The organism is Cellulomonas sp. NPDC057328, from assembly GCF_042667215.1.
Lineage (GTDB): Bacteria > Actinomycetota > Actinomycetes > Actinomycetales > Cellulomonadaceae > Cellulomonas.
This window is the reverse complement of the sequence record NZ_JBHUZW010000094.1, coordinates 1-14,896: the sequence shown is the minus strand read 5'-3', so window position 1 is coordinate 14,896 and position 14,896 is coordinate 1. Positions and strand designations below refer to the sequence as shown.

Sequence of the window (14,896 nt, the reverse complement as noted above, 5' to 3'; positions counted from 1 at the left end):
GCCGGACACCGGTCGCGGGCCCGCGCGCGTCGGCGGGCTCACCCGCCGAGGCGCACCGTGACCGCGACCTCGTCGCCCGCGTCGTCGCCCGCGCCGTCGCCCGGACGACGGCCCGTGCGGACGGAGGCGATCACCGCGTGCCCGCGCATGCGCGCCCACGCGGGCAGGTCGACGGCCGCCGCCGGGTCCGTGGCCAGCACGCGCAGCAGCGTGCCCGCGGGCAGGGTGCGGGCCGCGACGGCCGCCCGCAGCACGGGCGCCGGGCAGCGCAGGCCACGCGCGTCGACCTCGACCGCGTGTGTCGCGGCACCGTCGCCCGCGTCCCTGCCGCCGGCGCGCACGTCGTCGCTCACAGCCCCGTCGCCCCCGCGGCGGCCCGGACGTCGGCGACGACGCGCGGCAGCACGTCGCACAGGCGGTGGACGTCCTCGGCGCGGACGTCCACCGGCAGCGCCAGCCGGACGTTGCCGTGCGTGAGCACGCCCATCGCCGCCAGCACGTGGCTCGGCTCCAGCGCCCCGGACGTGCACGCCGAGCCCGACCCCACGCCCAGGCCCTCCCGGTCGAGGCGGGTCACGAGCGCCTCGCCGTCGACGTACAGGCAGGAGAACGTGACGACGTGCGGCAGCCGCGCGGCCGGGTCGCCGACGACCTCCACGTCGGGCACCTCCGCCGCCACGCGCGCCCGCAGCTCGTCGACGAGCGCGCGCCGGTGCGCGTCGGCCGCGTCGCGCCGTGCGACGGCGTCCTGCAGCGCCACCGCCGCGGCGAGCGCGAGCGGGACGGCGACGCCGCCGGGGGACCACCGGTCCTCGTCCTCGGGCCAGTCGGGGGAGCGCCGCACGCCCGTGCGCGTCACGAGGACGCCGAGCGGCGGGCCGCCCCAGTCGCCGGCGTCGCCCGCCAGCAGGTCCCAGGCCGGCCCGACCTCGACGTGGCCGAGGCTCGCGCTCGCGTCGACGAGCAGCGGCACCCCGGCCCGGCGCAGCGCGTCGTGCGCCGCCGCCACGGGCTGCAGCGTCCCCACCTCGCCGTTCGCGTGCTGGAGCGCGGCCAGCACGGTGCGCGGCCCCACCGCTGCCGCCAGGGCGCCGGCGTCGACCCGGCCGTGCCGGTCGGCCGGCACGGTGGTCACGGCGCCGTCGCCCCGCTGCGCCACGAACGCCGCGGCGGCGTGCACGGCGGCACGCTCGACGGCGCCGACGACGACGTCCGCCCCGAGCCGCCGCCGACCGCGGGCGACCGACCGCACGGCCGCGTGCAGCGCCGCCGTACGGGTCGGCAGCAGGTCGACCTCCTCGGTGCGCGCCCCGACGACGCCCGCGACGGCCTCGCGCGCGCCGTCGAGCAGCAGGCGCGCCCGCCGGGCCTCCGCGAACAGCCGGCGGGGGTCCGCCCAGCCCTGGTCGAACGCCTCGAGCAGCGCGGTGCGCGCCGCAGGACGCAGCGGGGCGTGGCCGGCCACGTCGAGGACGGCACGGGCGGGGGAGGCGGGCGCGGGCACACCGGCACGGTAGTGCGCGGCGGACGAGCACCGCCCGTGCGTGCACCGCCCGTGCGGGCACGACCCGTGCGTGCACGCCCGTGTGTGACGGTGCTGACACCGCGTCGCCAAAGGAGCGCCGCAGCACGTCCGGTGCTCAGGGGCGCGCTAGGCTGCTCGGGTCGAGGACGAAGGTCCCGCACGACCGCGCGCCCGTCCCTGGGCGCGGTCCGCAGGGACGCGAGTGGAAGGCCCCCCGTGCACCCGGATTCCCCCCGCCGCGCCCGGCGCGTGATCGCGGCCCTGCTGGCCTCGGTCACCGTGCTGGTGCTCAGCGGCTGCTCCGAGACGGTCCAGCGTGGCTGGCTCCCCGGTGACTCCGACCAGGAGGTCACCGACCAGACCGGTCGCGTCGTCTCCCTGTGGGTCGGCTCCTGGATCGCCGCCCTGCTGGTCGGCATCATCACCTGGGGCCTGATCCTGTGGTGCGTCGCCGTCTACCGGAAGCGCAAGGACGACGACACGCTGCCCGTGCAGCTGCGCTACCACGTGCCGCTCGAGGTCATGTACATCGTGCTGCCCGTGATCATGGTGGGCGTGCTGTTCTACTACACGAACCGCGACACCATGGCGATGCAGGACACGGCGGCGGAGCCGGACGTCAACATCCAGGTCGTCGGCAAGCAGTGGAGCTGGGACTTCAACTACCTCGACGAGGACGTCTACGAGACCGGGCAGCACGCCCGGGAGGTCGGGACGGACCCCGAGGCCCTCGACCGGCAGGTGACGCTGTACCTGCCCGTCGACCAGCGCGTGGAGTTCACGCTCGAGGCGCGGGACGTCAACCATTCGTTCTGGGTGCCCGAGTTCCTCTACAAGATGGACATGATCCCCGGCGTCACGAACCAGTTCCAGGTGACGCCCACCCGTGAGGGCTTCTACCGCGGCAAGTGCGCCGAGCTGTGCGGCGAGGAGCACTCGTCGATGCTCTTCAACGTCGCGGTCGTCTCCCAGGAGGAGTACGAGGCGCACATCGAGGAGCTCCGGGAGAAGGGCCAGACCGGCATCCTCGGCCTGGAGTACAGCCGTCAGCAGGACCTCCACGAGGTCGCAGGGGAGGACGAGAACTGATGGTCGCCCAGGCAGAGCGCATCCCGGGACTGGCGCCGCGGCGCCAGACGCTGGGTCGCACGGTCATCCGGTGGGTCACGTCGACCGACCACAAGACGATCGGGTACCTGTACCTGATCACGTCGTTCATCTGGTTCGCGATCGGCGGCATCCTCGCCCTCCTGATCCGCGCGGAGCTGTTCACCCCGGGCATGGACCTGTTCCAGTCCAAGGAGCAGTACAACCAGGCGTTCACGATGCACGGCACGATCATGCTGCTGCTGTTCGCGACGCCCTTGTTCGCCGGCTTCGCCAACATCGTGATGCCGCTGCAGATCGGCGCGCCCGACGTGGCGTTCCCGCGGCTCAACATGTTCGCGTACTGGCTGTACCTGTTCGGCGGCCTGATCGCCGCGGGCGGGTTCCTCACCCCGCAGGGTGCGGCGTCGTTCGGGTGGTTCGCGTACACGCCGCTGTCGAGCACCGTGTACTCGCCGGGGCTCGGCGGTGACCTGTGGGTCTTCGGCCTCGCGCTGACCGGTTTCGGCACGATCCTCGGCGCGGTCAACTTCATCACCACGATCGTCACGATGCGCGCGCCGGGCATGACGATGTTCCGGATGCCGATCTTCACCTGGAACATCCTGGTGACGTCGCTGCTCGTGCTCATGGCGTTCCCGCCGCTCGCCGCGGCGCTGTTCGCGCTCGGCGCGGACCGCCGGCTCGACGCGCAGATCTTCAACCCCGAGAACGGCGGCGCGCTGCTCTGGCAGCACCTGTTCTGGTTCTTCGGGCACCCCGAGGTCTACATCATCGCGCTGCCGTTCTTCGGCATCGTCACCGAGATCCTGCCCGTGTTCAGCCGCAAGCCGATCTTCGGCTACAAGGGCCTCGTGTACGCGACGATCGCGATCGCGGCGCTCTCCGTGACCGTGTGGGCCCACCACATGTACGTGACGGGCTCGGTCCTGCTGCCGTTCTTCTCGTTCATGACGATGCTCATCGCCGTCCCGACCGGTGTGAAGTTCTTCAACTGGATCGGCACGATGTGGCGCGGCAAGCTCACGTTCGAGACGCCGATGCTGTGGTCGATCGGCTTCCTCGTGACGTTCCTCTTCGGCGGTCTGACGGGCATCATCCTGTCCAGCCCCGCGCTCGACTTCCACCTGTCGGACACGTACTTCGTCGTGGCGCACTTCCACTACGTCGTCTTCGGCACGGTCGTGTTCGCGATGTTCGCCGGCTTCTACTTCTGGTGGCCGAAGTTCACCGGTCGGATGCTCGACGAGCGCCTCGGCAAGATCCACTTCTGGCTGCTGTTCGTCGGGTTCCACATGACGTTCCTCGTGCAGCACTGGCTCGGTGTCGTCGGCATGCCGCGTCGCTACGCCGACTACTCGCCGGCGGACGGCTTCACGTGGATGAACCAGCTCTCCACGGTCGGCTCGGTCATCCTCGCGGCGTCCACGCTGCCGTTCCTGTGGAACGTGTACGTGACGTGGCGCAACGCGCCCAAGGTCACGGTCGACGACCCGTGGGGCTACGGCGGCTCGCTCGAGTGGGCCACCAGCTGCCCGCCGCCGCGGCACAACTTCACGTCGCTGCCGCGCATCCGCTCGGAGCGCCCGGCGTTCGACCTGCACCACCCCGAGGTCGCGGCGATGGACCAGGTCCAGCCGGACGACCCGGGCCCGCTCGACTGGACGTCGGACCGCACGGGCGAGCGCGAGCTCGCCGAGGACCGTGTCGCGAACGGCGGCGGTGAGCAGCACCGGTCCTCCAGCACGGTCGTCGAGGACGGCACCGAGGACATCCAGCAGCGGCGGGAGGACGAGCGATGAAGTTCGAGGCACGGCTGTTCCTCTACGGCGTCATGTTCTTCGTCCCGGTCGGCCTCATCTACGCCTTCTGGAGCGGCGGGGAGGCGGTCGGCACCGTCGGCATCCCGCTCGTCGGTGGCCTCGTGGGCATGATCGGCGGCTACCTGGCCCTGCTGGCCCGGCGCATCGACGCCCGCCCCGAGGACGACGAGCTCGGCGAGATCGAGCAGGGCGCCGGCAACCAGGGTGTGTTCAGCCCGTGGAGCTGGTGGCCCCTCGTGATCGGCCTGGCCGCGTCCGTCGCGTTCCTCGCGATGGCCGTCGGCTGGTGGCTCATGGCCCCCGCGGTGGCGCTCGGCGCCATCGGCCTCGTGGGCTGGGTGTTCGAGTTCTCCCGCGGGCAGCACGCCCACTGACGTACCGCAAGGACGGCCCGCCACGACCACGTGGCGGGCCGTTCGTGTGTCCGGGGGAGGGCCGAGAGGGCGGCGCCTGTGGCGGGGTGGGGTCGGGCCTGTCGCGGGCGCCGCAGATCGGCTCGGCGACGTCCCTTGCACCCGTCGGCGTCGGCAGGGACCCGCCCCATGGGCACACCGGCCATGATCTCGCCGCAGGGGATTCGGACGGCGCACGGCTCCGCCGGCACAGACGACGACGGCCGCGCCCCCCGAGGGGACGCGGCCGTCGCGGTGGAGTGCGTGCCTACGGTCAGACCGTCGGGACGATCAGGCCCGCGGTCTGCGTGCGCGCGCGCGTGAAGCGCTGCTCGGCGTCGGCCCAGCTGACGACGTTCCACCACGCCTTGACGTAGTCCGCCTTGACGTTGACGTAGTCGAGGTAGAACGCGTGCTCCCACATGTCGAGCATGACCACGGGGACCACGCCGAGGGGGAAGTTGCTCTGCTGGTCGTACAGCTGGAAGATCGCCAGCTTCTGGCCGACCGAGTCCCATGCGAGCACGGACCAGCCGGAGCCCTGGATGCCGACCGCGTTGGCGGCGAAGTGCTTCTGGAAGGCGTCGAACGAGCCGAAGAACTCGTCGATCGCGGCGGCGAGCTCACCGGTGGGGCGGTCACCGCCCTCGGGGGAGAGGTTCTGCCAGAAGACGGAGTGGTTGACGTGCCCGCCGAGGTTGAACGCGAGGTTCTTCTCGTGCAGGTTCACCGCGGCCAGGTCGTCGGCCTCACGCGCCGCGGCGAGCTTCTCCAACGCCGTGTTGGCGCCGGCGACGTAGGTGGCGTGGTGCTTGTCGTGGTGCAGCTCCATGATCCGGCCGGAGATGTGCGGCTCGAGCGCCGCGTAGTCGTAGGGCAGGTCCGGAAGCGTGTAGTCAGCCATCTGTTGCCTTCCTGCGTCGGGCCGCAGCCGCGTGCTGCGGCGTCCTGGAACGCCGACGCGGTGCCCCCCTGCCGGAGCAGGGGGACACCGCGAACGGCGTGTCCGACCTCGTCAACTCTCGCGCGGGATCACTTCTTCCGCGCGTCGTCGGCGCTGTCGTCCACCGGTGCGACGAGGTGCGTGCCGCCGCCGGTGGGAGCCGGGTCGCCGGCGGGGACGCCGGCGCTGGAGATCTCTGCGTGCTCCTGGTGCACGGACCCCAGCGAGTCGTGCTCGCCGTGGGAGTGCGCCGCGGACAGCTCGGCCGGCGTGACCGGCTCGACGCGGTCCTCGTAGAACATGCGCGAGAGGCGCTGGCGCAGCTTGTCGCGCCGGTACCCCGTGCGACGCACGCCGCGGGAGTCCTCGGCCGGCTCGATCTCGAGGGGGCGGATCGCGTCGTGCTGCACGCGCAGCCAGCGCTCGTGCGCGTCGAGGGGCTTGTGCACCTCGATGTACTCGCCGGAGGCGAACCGCACGATCTGCCCGGTCTCGTGACCGTGGAGGACGAGCTCGCGGTCCTTGCGCTGCAGCCCGAGGCAGATGCGCTTCGTGATGACGAACGCCGCCCACGGACCGAGGAAGAACAGGAACCGGAAGACCCACGTGATGTCGTTGATCGACAGCTGGAAGTGCGTCGCGATGAGGTCGTTCGACCCCGCCAGCACGAGGATGAAGAAGGCCGTGAGGAGCGAGACGCCGAACGCCGTGCGGAACGGGCGGTTGCGCGGGCGGTCGAGCACGTGGTGCTCGCGCTTGTCGCCCGTGGCGGCCGCCTCGACGAACGGGTAGAGCGCCAGCAGCGTGAACAGCACGCCGGGCACCACGACCGCCGGGATCAGGACGTTCAGGGAGACCGTGAACCCGTTCTCGCCACCGATGACGAACTCGGTGCCACCGCCGGGCATGAGCCGCAGCGACCCCTCGAGGAAGAGCATGTACCAGTCCGGCTGGGCACCTGCCGACACGGGGGAGGGGTCGTACGGGCCGTAGTTCCACACCGGGTTGATGGACATGGTCGCGCCCATCAGCGCGATGATGCCGAACACGACGAAGAAGTAGCCGCCGGCCTTCGCCACGTAGATGGGGAAGAGCGGGTAGCCCACGACGTTCGCGTTGGTCCGGCCCGAGCCCGGGTACTGCGTGTGCTTGTGCAGCACGACGAAGAACAGGTGCAGGCCGATGAGCGCGAGGATGAGGCCCGGCACCAGCAGGATGTGCACGGTGAACAGGCGCGGGATGATGTCGTGCCCGGGGAACTCGCCGCCGAAGATGAAGTACGACAGGTAGCTCCCGATGATCGGGATGGACCGCACGACGCCGTCCGTGATGCGCAGGCCGTTGCCGGAGAGCACGTCGTCGGGGAGCGAGTAGCCCGAGAAGCCGGCCGCGAGGCTGAGGATGAGCAGCACGAAGCCGACGAGCCAGTTGAGCTCACGCGGCTTGCGGAAGGCGCCGGTGAAGAAGACGCGCATCATGTGCGTCACGATCGACGCGACGAAGATCAGCGCCGCCCAGTGGTGGATCTGCCGCATGAGCAGGCCGCCGCTGACCTCGAACGACAGCCGCAGCGTCGACTCGAACGCCTCCGACATCTGCACGCCGTGCAGTTCGGGCCAGGGGCCCTCGTAGTGCACCTCGGTCATGCTCGGGACGAAGAACATCGTCAGGAACACGCCGGAGATCAGCAGCGTGATGAAGCTGTACAGGGCGATCTCGCCCAGCAGGAACGACCAGTGGTCGGGGAAGATCTTGCGCGCGAACTCCTTGACCGCGGTACCGATGCCGGTGCGCTGGTCGAGGTAGTCCGCGGTCCCTGCGGCGGCGCGTGCGCCGCGCGAGGGGGCGGTGGTGGTCGTGCTCATCGCAGTCGCTCCCAGAAGCTCGGACCGACGGGCTCGTGGAAGTCGCTCTGCGCGACCAGGTAGCCCTCGTCGTCGACGGTGATCGGCAGCTGGGGCAGCGGCCGAGAGGCGGGACCGAAGACGACCTTGCAGCCGTCGGCCACGTCGAACGTGCTCTGGTGGCACGGGCACAGCAGGTGGTGGGTCTGCTGCTCGTAGAGGGCCACGGGGCAGCCCACGTGGGTGCAGATCTTCGAGTAGGCGACGATGCCGTCGTACGACCAGCCCTCACCCTGCTCGGAGACGATGTCGCGCGGGTCGAGGCGGATGAGCAGGACGACGGCCTTGGCCTTCTCGTCCAGCGGTGCCTCGGTGTCCTCGAGCCCCTCGGGGATGACGTGCACGACCGAGCCGATGGTGACGTCGGCGGCCTTGATGGGGCGGCCCGTCGGGTCGAGCGTCAGCTTGCGGCCGCGCGCCCAGAGGGTGCGCTTGAACTTGTTGATGTTCCAGTCCTCGCCGATCTCGCCGATGAGCGGCAGCGCGAGGGTGAGCGGGAACAGCGCGAGCGACGACACCAGCGCGCCCTTGAGCACGCCGCGGCGCCCGATGGCCGAGTCCTCGGCACCGTCCTTGAGCGCCTGCACGGCCTCGGCGCGCACCGTGTCGGTGCTGCGCTGGGCGTGCCGGTGCTCGAACTTCTCGTGGTCGTTCATCAGGGTCTTGGCCCAGTGGACCGCCGCGAGACCGATGCCGAGCAGGGACAGCGTCAGGCCGAGCCCGAGCGCGAGGTTCGACGCGCGGATCGACTCGACGGTCCCCTCGGGGCGGACGGTGAAGTAGGCGACGACGAAGCCGATCGCACCGATCACCGAGATCCCGAAGAGCGCGACGACCTGGCGCTCCGCCCTCTTGTTCGCCGCCGGGTCGACGTCGCCCTTGCGGGGGCGGTGCGGGCCGAAGCCGGGGTTCTCGAACTTCGCGGCCGACGTGTCGCCCTCGCGCAGGACCACGTCGGTCCCTGCGAAGTCGGCGGAGGCGTCGTGCCCGCCGTCGTGGCCGTGGCCGTGGGTCATGCTCACGAGGACCTCGCTCCGATCCAGACTGCTGCGCCGATGAGAAGGCCCATGCCGACGATCCAGGCCCACAGGCCCTCGCTGACGGGGCCGAGGCTGCCGAGGTCGATGCCACCGGGCGAGCCCTCGCCCTGCAGCTCGAGGAAGGCGATGATGTCGCGCTTCTCGTCCGGCGTCAGGGTGGCGTCGTTGAACACGGGCATCGACTGGGGGCCCGTCACCATGGCCTCGTAGACGTGCGTGGGGGTCGTGCCCCACAGGTTCGGCGCGTACTTGCCCTGCGAGAGGGCGCCGCCGGCACCGACGGCGTTGTGGCACATCGCGCAGTTGGTGCGGAACAGGTCGAGGCCGTTCGCCGGGTCGCCCTGGGCGGGGTCCACCTGGTCCGGCGTCGGCACGGACGGGCCCGGGCCGAGGGACGCGACGTACGCGGCCAGCGCGGCGATCTGGTCCTGGTCGAACTGCACCGGCTTCGCCTGGATCTGCGGGCCGTTCATCTGCGCGGGCATGCGCCCGGTCCCGACCTGGAAGTCGACGGCGGCGGCACCGACGCCCACGAGGGACGGGTACTCGTCCGTGCCGGTCGCGTCCGGCCCGTGGCAGGTCGCGCAGTTGGCCTGGAACAGCTTCTCACCGAGCTCGACCTGGTCGGCTGTCGCCGTCGGGGCGGCGGCGTCGGCGCTGGTCGGCGCCAGCACGGCGTACAGGGCGCCGGTGAGCAGCAGCGCCAGCAGGAGGAGCACCACCGGCGCGCGCCGGTCGTGCCTGCGGGCTGCGAGTGCCTTCACGGATCGGTCCTCGTCTCGCTGTCGGGGGATGTGCGGGTGGGGCGGTGCGGCGCGGGCGCCGCCGTCGTCATCGGACCAGGTAGATGACCGCGAAGAGCGCGATCCAGACCACGTCGACGAAGTGCCAGTAGTACGAGGTGACGATCGCGGTCGTCTCCTCGTGCTGCGTGAACCGCTTCGCGCTGAACGAGCGGCCGAGCAGGAACAGGAAGGCCAGGAGGCCGCCGACGACGTGCAGGCCGTGGAAGCCGGTCGTCATGTAGAAGACGGAGCCGTACGGGGAGGACGAGATCGTCAGTCCCTCGTGCACGAGCTCGGCGTACTCGTAGATCTGCCCGCCGATGAAGATCGCGCCCATGACGTACGTCAGCGTGATCCACTCGTTCATGCCCCAGCGCCAGAACTGGAGCAGCGAGCCCGTCCGCTGGGGCTGCAGCCGCTCGGCGGCCCACACGCCCATCTGGCACGTCACCGACGACAGCACCAGGACGGTCGTGTTCGCGAAGGCGAACGGGAGGTTCAGCTTCTCCGTCTGGAGGGCGAACTCCTCGGGCACGGCCTGACGGATGGTGAAGTACATCGCGAAGAGGCCGGCGAAGAACATGAGCTCGCTGGCCAGCCACACGATCGTGCCCACCGACACCGGGTTCGGGCGGTTCACGGTCACGTGGGGCGCGGGGCGCGAGGCAGCCGTTGCGGTCGACACCACGCCATTATGGCCGACGCCGCGCGTGCGTGGGTCGTAGGGCCCGGTACGGCGGGTGGGTATATGTCACACCGTCACCTCGCGCGGCGGCGCCCGCCCGTGGGGCCGCACGCCGTCGTGGTGGTCGACCGCGCCGGTCCGCCCCGCGCGGAGCGCCCACGCGCGCGCACGGGCTCGTGCCAAGATCCTCCAGGACCACGTCGACGACGAGTGAAGGGGCCAGCCATGAGCACCGCAGACCCGGGCCGTGAGACGCGGGGGCCGCGCATCCTGCTGTACAGCGACCACGTCGACGCGCGCGACCAGGTGCGGCTGGCCGTCGGCCGGCGGCTCGGTCGCGGGGAGCCCGACATCGAGTGGGTCGAGGTGGCGACGGCCGCCGCGGCGATCGCCGCCACCGAGGCCGGCGGGCTCGACCTGCTGGTGCTCGACGGGGAGGCGGACAAGGTCGGCGGCATGGGCCTCGCGCGCCAGCTCAAGGACGAGGTGTACCGCTGCCCGCCCGTCCTCGTTCTCACGGGGCGCCCGCAGGACGCCTGGCTCGCGTCGTGGTCGAACGCCGACGCCGTCGTCAGCCGTCCGCTGGACCCGGTGGTCCTGCACGACGCCGTCGCGCAGCTCGTGCGCGCGGGCAGCGCGACCCGATGAGCGTCGCGACGACCTGGCCCGACCTCCTGACGTCGCTCGTGCGCGGCGACGACCTGGGCAGCGCGGACACCGCCTGGGCGATGGACCGCATCATGCGGGGCGAGGCCTCGCCGTCGCAGGTGGCGGGCTTCCTCGTCGCGCTCCGCGCCAAGGGGGAGACGGCCGAGGAGCTGGCCGGCCTCGCGGACACGATGCTCGCGCACGCGCGCCGGTTCGAGGTGCCGGGGCGGTCCGTCGACGTGGTCGGCACCGGGGGCGACCGCCTGCACACGGTCAACATCTCGACCATGGCGTCGATCGTCGTCGCCGGGGCGGGCCTGACCGTGGTGAAGCACGGCAACCGGGCGGCGTCCTCGTCGACCGGGACCGCCGACGTGCTGGAGCAGCTCGGCATCCGTCTCGACCTGCCCCTCGAGCGCGTCGCCGCGCTCGCGACCGAGGTCGGCATCACCTTCTGCTTCGCGGGGGCGTTCCACCCGTCGATGCGCCACGCGGCCGTGCCGCGGCGCGACCTCGGGATCGGCACCGCCTTCAACTTCCTCGGTCCGCTGACGAACCCCGCCCAGCCGCCGGCGAGCGCGATCGGCGTGGCGGACCTGCGGATGGCGCCGCTCGTCGCCGGCGTGCTCGCCGGCCGGCGTCGCGACGCGCTGGTGTTCCGGGGCGAGCGCGACGGCCTCGACGAGGTCGCTGCCACCGGGCCGACCCGCTTCTGGGAGGTCCGCGGCGGCACGGTGCGCGAGGAGGTCGTCGACTGGGCGGCCGTCGGCGTCGAGCCCGTCACCGTGGAGCAGCTGCGCGGCGGTGACGCCGCGGCGAACGCGGAGGTCGTGCGGGCGCTCGTCGCCGGTGCGCCCGGGCCCGTCCGCGAGACGGTCGTGCTCAACGCGGCCGCGGCGTTCGTCGCGGACGGCACGAGCCCCGGCACGGCCGAGGGCTCCCTCGTGGAGCGGCTGCTGGCCGGCCGCGCCATCGCGGAGCGCGCCATCGACGACGGCCGCGCGGCGGACCTCCTCGCGCGCTGGGCGGCGGCGGCCGCGGGGTGACGGCGGCGGCGGCCGCGGGGTGACGGCGGCGGCAACCGCGGCGTGACGGCCGGGCGCGTCGGTCGTCGCCCCGTCAGTCCTCGAGGCCGAGCGCGAACGCCTCCTCGAGGTCGTGCCGCGAGTAGGCGCGGAACGCGATGTAGGTCTGGGTCCGCACGACGCCGGGGACCTTGCTGACGCGGTCGGCGATGACGTCCGCGAGCGTCTCGTGCTCCTGCACCCGCACGAGCGCGATCAGGTCGACCTCGCCGGTGACGGAGTAGACCTCGCTGACGCCGTCGATCTCGGCGATCTGCGCGGCGACCTCGGGGATGGTGGCGGCGTCGCAGTCGATGTGCACGATGGCGGTGAGCATGGCAGCCATCATGCCGTGCGACGGGCGTCGCGCGCGGGCGGGGCGCCCGCCGGCGGCACGTCGTCGACGAGGGGCGGGCGCGGGGTCACGAGGTCGACGGCGACCGCCGCGACGGCGTCGCGCACGGACTGCGCGGAGCGCACCGGCGAGGCCCACTCGCCGTCGATCTCGACGAGCCGCACGCCCGGCTGCTCGAGCCAGGCGAGCACGAGGTCGGTCTCCTCGGGGTGCGCCGCCGTCGCGGGTGCCGTCGGCGCCTCGACGTGCTCGCCGGTCGCCCGCAGGGTCGCCACGACCGGCCGCGGGTCGGTGCGCCGGTCGACCCGCGCGGTCCCGGCGAGCCGCCCGTGCCGGACGAGCACGAGCTCCCACCCGCCGTCGTCGGTGCGGCGCGCGGCCACGAGCTCGGCGCAGCGGGCGAGCGGCGCGTGCCGCTGGGTGCGGGCCGCCCCGCGGGCGAAGGCGAGCAGCCGGTCGCGCACGGTGGCCGCCTCCTCGAACCGTTCCTGCGCGACGAGCGTGCGGATGCGTGCGGCGTGCGCCGCGACGACGGCGCCGGGGTCGCCGGTCATCGCCGCGCGGACGTCGTCCGCCACCGCCCCGTACGTCGGCGCGTCCTGGCCGCCGGTGCACGGCGCACCGCAGCGCCCGAGCTCGGCGAGCACGCACGCGTGCGCGCCGGCCGCCGGCAGCAGGGGGAGCCGCGGCGTGCACCGGCGGACCGCGAACGTCTCGTGCAGCGCCTCGACCGCGAGCTGCGCCGCCGCCTGCGACGCGAACGGGCCGATGTGCGCGGTGCCCGAGCGGACGTCACGGACCACCGACAGCCGTGGGTAGTGCTCGTCGGTGAGGCGCACCCACGGCATGCGCTCCGGGGCGCGGGAGCGGCGGTTGTAGCGCGGCGCGTGCTCGGCGATGAGGCGCAGCTCGCGGACCCGCGCCTCCAGCGGCGTCACGCACACCACCGGGTCCACGCGGACGGCGAGGCGCACCATCTCCGTCATCCGCGCGCGCTTCTCCGCCGACGTGAAGTAGCTGCGGACCCGCTTGCGCAGGGAGGTCGTCGACGTCCCGACGTAGAGCACCTCCTCGCGCGGGCCGCGGAACAGGTACACGCCCGGCGCGTCGGGCAGGCCGTCGGCGAGGGTGCGGCGGCGGCGGACGTCGCTCGGCACGGGGTCGGCGGCGCTCGCGAGGTCCTCCAGGTGCGTCACGCCGAGCGGTGCGAGCCGGCCCAGCAGGGCGTGCAGCACGTCGACGGTCGCGCGGGCGTCGGAGAGCGCGCGGTGGTTGGGCGTCACCTCGGCCCGGAACAGCGCGGCCAGCGTCGACAGCTTGTGGTTGGGCGCCTCGTCGCGCAGGACGACCCGGCGCGCGAGACGCACGGTGTCGACCACCTGGAAACCCGGCCAGGCGCGCTCGCACCGCGCGGCGGCGGCCCGCAGGAACCCGACGTCGAACGGCGCGTTGTGGGCGACCAGGACCGTGCCGCGCGCGAACTCCAGGAAGCTCGGCAGGACCTCCTCGATGCGCGGCGCGCCGACGAGCATCGACGTCGTGATGCCCGTGAGCACCTGGATGAACGGCGGCACGGGACCGCCGGGGTCGACGAGCGTCTGGAACTCACCCAGCACCTCGCCGCCGCGCACCTTAACCGCACCGATCTCGGTGATGGCGTCCTCGCCGGCGCGGCCCCCGGTCGTCTCCAGGTCCACGACCACGAACGTCACGTCGGCCAGCGGCGTGCCGAGGTCGTCGAGCCCCGGCTGGACGGGCACGGCCACGGGTGCGGCGGTGCCGGGGGGCGGGGGCACGGCCCCGGGAGCCTCGGCCCACACGGGCCGCAGACGACGCACGCTCGACATGGGCGGGACCGTACCGACCGGGTCCGACACCGCCCGGCACCGCCGCGCCCGCCTAGGCTGGCCGGATGGCTCCGGGAGACGGCGTGCGCGCGGCAGAGCCGGAGCGCGACGACGCACCCGCGCCCGGACCGGCGGGGCGCGACGACGGCGCCGCGCCCGACGCCGGCACGGACCCGGCGGGCACGGACGAGCCGGTCCCCGACGCGCTGCGCGGGCTGCTCGTGCGCGCGGCCGCCGACGTGCTCGGCGGCATGGACGTCCCCGAGGTCCCGACCGCCCTGCTGGCGGTGCGCCGCTTCGCGCCCCGCCGCCGTGCGACGACGGGCGCCGTGCCGCTGTGGAACGCGCTCCGGTCCGACGAGGCCTTCCGGGCCCGCGTGGCACGCGTGTGGGTCGCCGCCCACGACGACGCCGCCGGTGCGGCGCCGGCGCGGGACGGCGCGGGGGAGGGCGGCCACGCCGCCTCCCCGGACGGTGCGGCCGCCGACGCGCCCGCCCCCGACCTCGACGCGGCGGCCGGTGCGTGGCTGCAGGGACGGCCGTGGCGACCGCTCGTGCCCCCAGCGCCGGACGGCACGGTGCCGCCCGCCCCGCCCGGCGAGCCGGCGGCGCCCGACGCCGCGCGCCGCGAGACCGAGCGCCTGCGGACCGCGCTCGGCGTGGCGCGCGACGCCGAGCGCGCCGCCCGGGAGGAGCTCGCGTCGCTGCAGCGCGAGCTGCGCCGGCTCCGCTCGGACGCCGACCGCGCCCGCAGCGAGGCACGCCGGCTCGCGGACGC

The 14,896-nt window shown here is 73.3% G+C and carries 14 protein-coding genes and 1 pseudogene; 6 read left to right on the top strand and 9 right to left on the bottom strand.

Features of this window, described 5'->3' with window-relative positions; translation table 11 throughout:
* Positions 1-38: 38 nt before the first annotated feature.
* Both ACFUMH_RS14745 and ACFUMH_RS14740 read right to left on the bottom strand, forming a co-directional pair.
* Entirely contained in the window at positions 39-353 is a 315-nt protein-coding gene (locus ACFUMH_RS14745) for a sulfurtransferase TusA family protein (RefSeq protein ID WP_378207010.1), read from the bottom strand.
* A complete protein-coding gene (locus tag ACFUMH_RS14740) occupies positions 350-1,504 on the bottom strand; it encodes a cysteine desulfurase family protein (protein ID WP_378207007.1) in 1,155 nt (384 codons plus the stop codon). The genes ACFUMH_RS14745 and ACFUMH_RS14740 overlap by 4 nt, the downstream gene beginning before the upstream one ends.
* A 237-nt stretch (positions 1,505-1,741) precedes the next feature.
* On the opposite strand from ACFUMH_RS14740, the gene coxB reads away from it, so the two are divergent.
* From coxB to ACFUMH_RS14725, 3 genes are read left to right on the top strand one after another with little or no spacing between them, the layout of a single operon-like run.
* Entirely contained in the window at positions 1,742-2,614 is an 873-nt protein-coding gene (gene coxB, locus ACFUMH_RS14735; RefSeq protein ID WP_378207004.1) for a cytochrome c oxidase subunit II, read from the top strand.
* Entirely contained in the window at positions 2,614-4,434 is a 1,821-nt protein-coding gene (ctaD, locus tag ACFUMH_RS14730) for a cytochrome c oxidase subunit I (RefSeq protein ID WP_378207001.1), read from the top strand. The genes coxB and ctaD overlap by 1 nt, the downstream gene beginning before the upstream one ends.
* Positions 4,431-4,829, top strand: coding sequence for a cytochrome c oxidase subunit 4 (locus tag ACFUMH_RS14725; protein ID WP_378206998.1), 399 nt, complete (start codon positions 4,431-4,433; stop codon positions 4,827-4,829). Before ctaD ends, ACFUMH_RS14725 begins: the two co-directional genes overlap by 4 nt.
* 292 nt (positions 4,830-5,121) lie before the next feature.
* On the opposite strand, the gene ACFUMH_RS14720 is transcribed toward ACFUMH_RS14725, so the two are convergent.
* The 5 genes from ACFUMH_RS14720 to ACFUMH_RS14700 all read right to left on the bottom strand — a co-directional run bounded on the left by ACFUMH_RS14720 (position 5,122) and on the right by ACFUMH_RS14700 (position 10,204).
* A complete protein-coding gene (locus ACFUMH_RS14720; RefSeq protein ID WP_378206995.1) occupies positions 5,122-5,751 on the bottom strand; it encodes a superoxide dismutase in 630 nt (209 codons plus the stop codon).
* Positions 5,752-5,879: 128 nt separating this feature from the next.
* A complete protein-coding gene (locus tag ACFUMH_RS14715; protein WP_378206992.1) occupies positions 5,880-7,655 on the bottom strand; it encodes a cytochrome bc complex cytochrome b subunit in 1,776 nt (591 codons plus the stop codon).
* Positions 7,652-8,710, bottom strand: a complete 1,059-nt coding sequence (locus tag ACFUMH_RS14710; RefSeq protein WP_378207013.1) for a Rieske 2Fe-2S domain-containing protein — start codon at positions 8,708-8,710, stop codon at positions 7,652-7,654. The genes ACFUMH_RS14715 and ACFUMH_RS14710 overlap by 4 nt, the downstream gene beginning before the upstream one ends.
* 2 nt (positions 8,711-8,712) lie before the next feature.
* A complete protein-coding gene (locus ACFUMH_RS14705; RefSeq protein WP_378206989.1) occupies positions 8,713-9,498 on the bottom strand; it encodes a c-type cytochrome in 786 nt (261 codons plus the stop codon).
* Positions 9,499-9,565: 67 nt separating this feature from the next.
* Positions 9,566-10,204, bottom strand: a complete 639-nt coding sequence (locus ACFUMH_RS14700; protein ID WP_378206986.1) for a heme-copper oxidase subunit III — start codon at positions 10,202-10,204, stop codon at positions 9,566-9,568.
* A 225-nt stretch (positions 10,205-10,429) separates the two neighbouring features.
* Between ACFUMH_RS14700 and ACFUMH_RS14695 the strand changes: the two genes are divergently transcribed.
* Together ACFUMH_RS14695 and trpD are read left to right on the top strand one after the other, a co-directional pair.
* On the top strand, positions 10,430-10,852 hold the full coding sequence (locus ACFUMH_RS14695; RefSeq protein ID WP_378206981.1) for a hypothetical protein: 423 nt from the start codon (positions 10,430-10,432) through the stop codon (positions 10,850-10,852).
* Positions 10,849-11,898 (top strand): anthranilate phosphoribosyltransferase, encoded by a 1,050-nt coding sequence (gene trpD / locus ACFUMH_RS14690; protein ID WP_378206975.1) that lies wholly within the window; start codon positions 10,849-10,851, stop codon positions 11,896-11,898. Before ACFUMH_RS14695 ends, trpD begins: the two co-directional genes overlap by 4 nt.
* 73 nt (positions 11,899-11,971) lie before the next feature.
* On the opposite strand, the gene ACFUMH_RS14685 is transcribed toward trpD, so the two are convergent.
* Positions 11,972-12,253 (bottom strand): Lrp/AsnC family transcriptional regulator, encoded by a 282-nt coding sequence (locus ACFUMH_RS14685; RefSeq protein ID WP_378206972.1) that lies wholly within the window; start codon positions 12,251-12,253, stop codon positions 11,972-11,974.
* 8 nt (positions 12,254-12,261) lie between these two features.
* Positions 12,262-14,118 (bottom strand): DEDD exonuclease domain-containing protein, encoded by a 1,857-nt coding sequence (locus ACFUMH_RS14680; RefSeq protein WP_378206969.1) that lies wholly within the window; start codon positions 14,116-14,118, stop codon positions 12,262-12,264.
* Between the two features lie 65 nt (positions 14,119-14,183).
* Between ACFUMH_RS14680 and ACFUMH_RS14675 the strand changes: the two are divergent.
* Positions 14,184-14,896: pseudogene (locus tag ACFUMH_RS14675) on the top strand (hypothetical protein); the annotation flags it as partial.

What these genes read in the sequence shown, in the direction of transcription:
- ctaD (WP_378207001.1), top strand. Translation starts at nt 2,614, where the DNA reads ATGGTCGCCCAGGCAGAGCGCATCCCGGGACTGGCGCCGCGGCGCCAG.
- ACFUMH_RS14710 (WP_378207013.1), bottom strand. Translation starts at nt 8,710, where the DNA reads ATGACCCACGGCCACGGCCACGACGGCGGGCACGACGCCTCCGCCGAC.
- trpD (WP_378206975.1), top strand. Translation starts at nt 10,849, where the DNA reads ATGAGCGTCGCGACGACCTGGCCCGACCTCCTGACGTCGCTCGTGCGC.
- ACFUMH_RS14685 (WP_378206972.1), bottom strand. Translation starts at nt 12,253, where the DNA reads ATGCTCACCGCCATCGTGCACATCGACTGCGACGCCGCCACCATCCCC.
- ACFUMH_RS14715 (WP_378206992.1), bottom strand. Translation starts at nt 7,655, where the DNA reads ATGAGCACGACCACCACCGCCCCCTCGCGCGGCGCACGCGCCGCCGCA.
- ACFUMH_RS14725 (WP_378206998.1), top strand. Translation starts at nt 4,431, where the DNA reads ATGAAGTTCGAGGCACGGCTGTTCCTCTACGGCGTCATGTTCTTCGTC.
- ACFUMH_RS14720 (WP_378206995.1), bottom strand. Translation starts at nt 5,751, where the DNA reads ATGGCTGACTACACGCTTCCGGACCTGCCCTACGACTACGCGGCGCTC.
- ACFUMH_RS14680 (WP_378206969.1), bottom strand. Translation starts at nt 14,118, where the DNA reads ATGTCGAGCGTGCGTCGTCTGCGGCCCGTGTGGGCCGAGGCTCCCGGG.
- ACFUMH_RS14695 (WP_378206981.1), top strand. Translation starts at nt 10,430, where the DNA reads ATGAGCACCGCAGACCCGGGCCGTGAGACGCGGGGGCCGCGCATCCTG.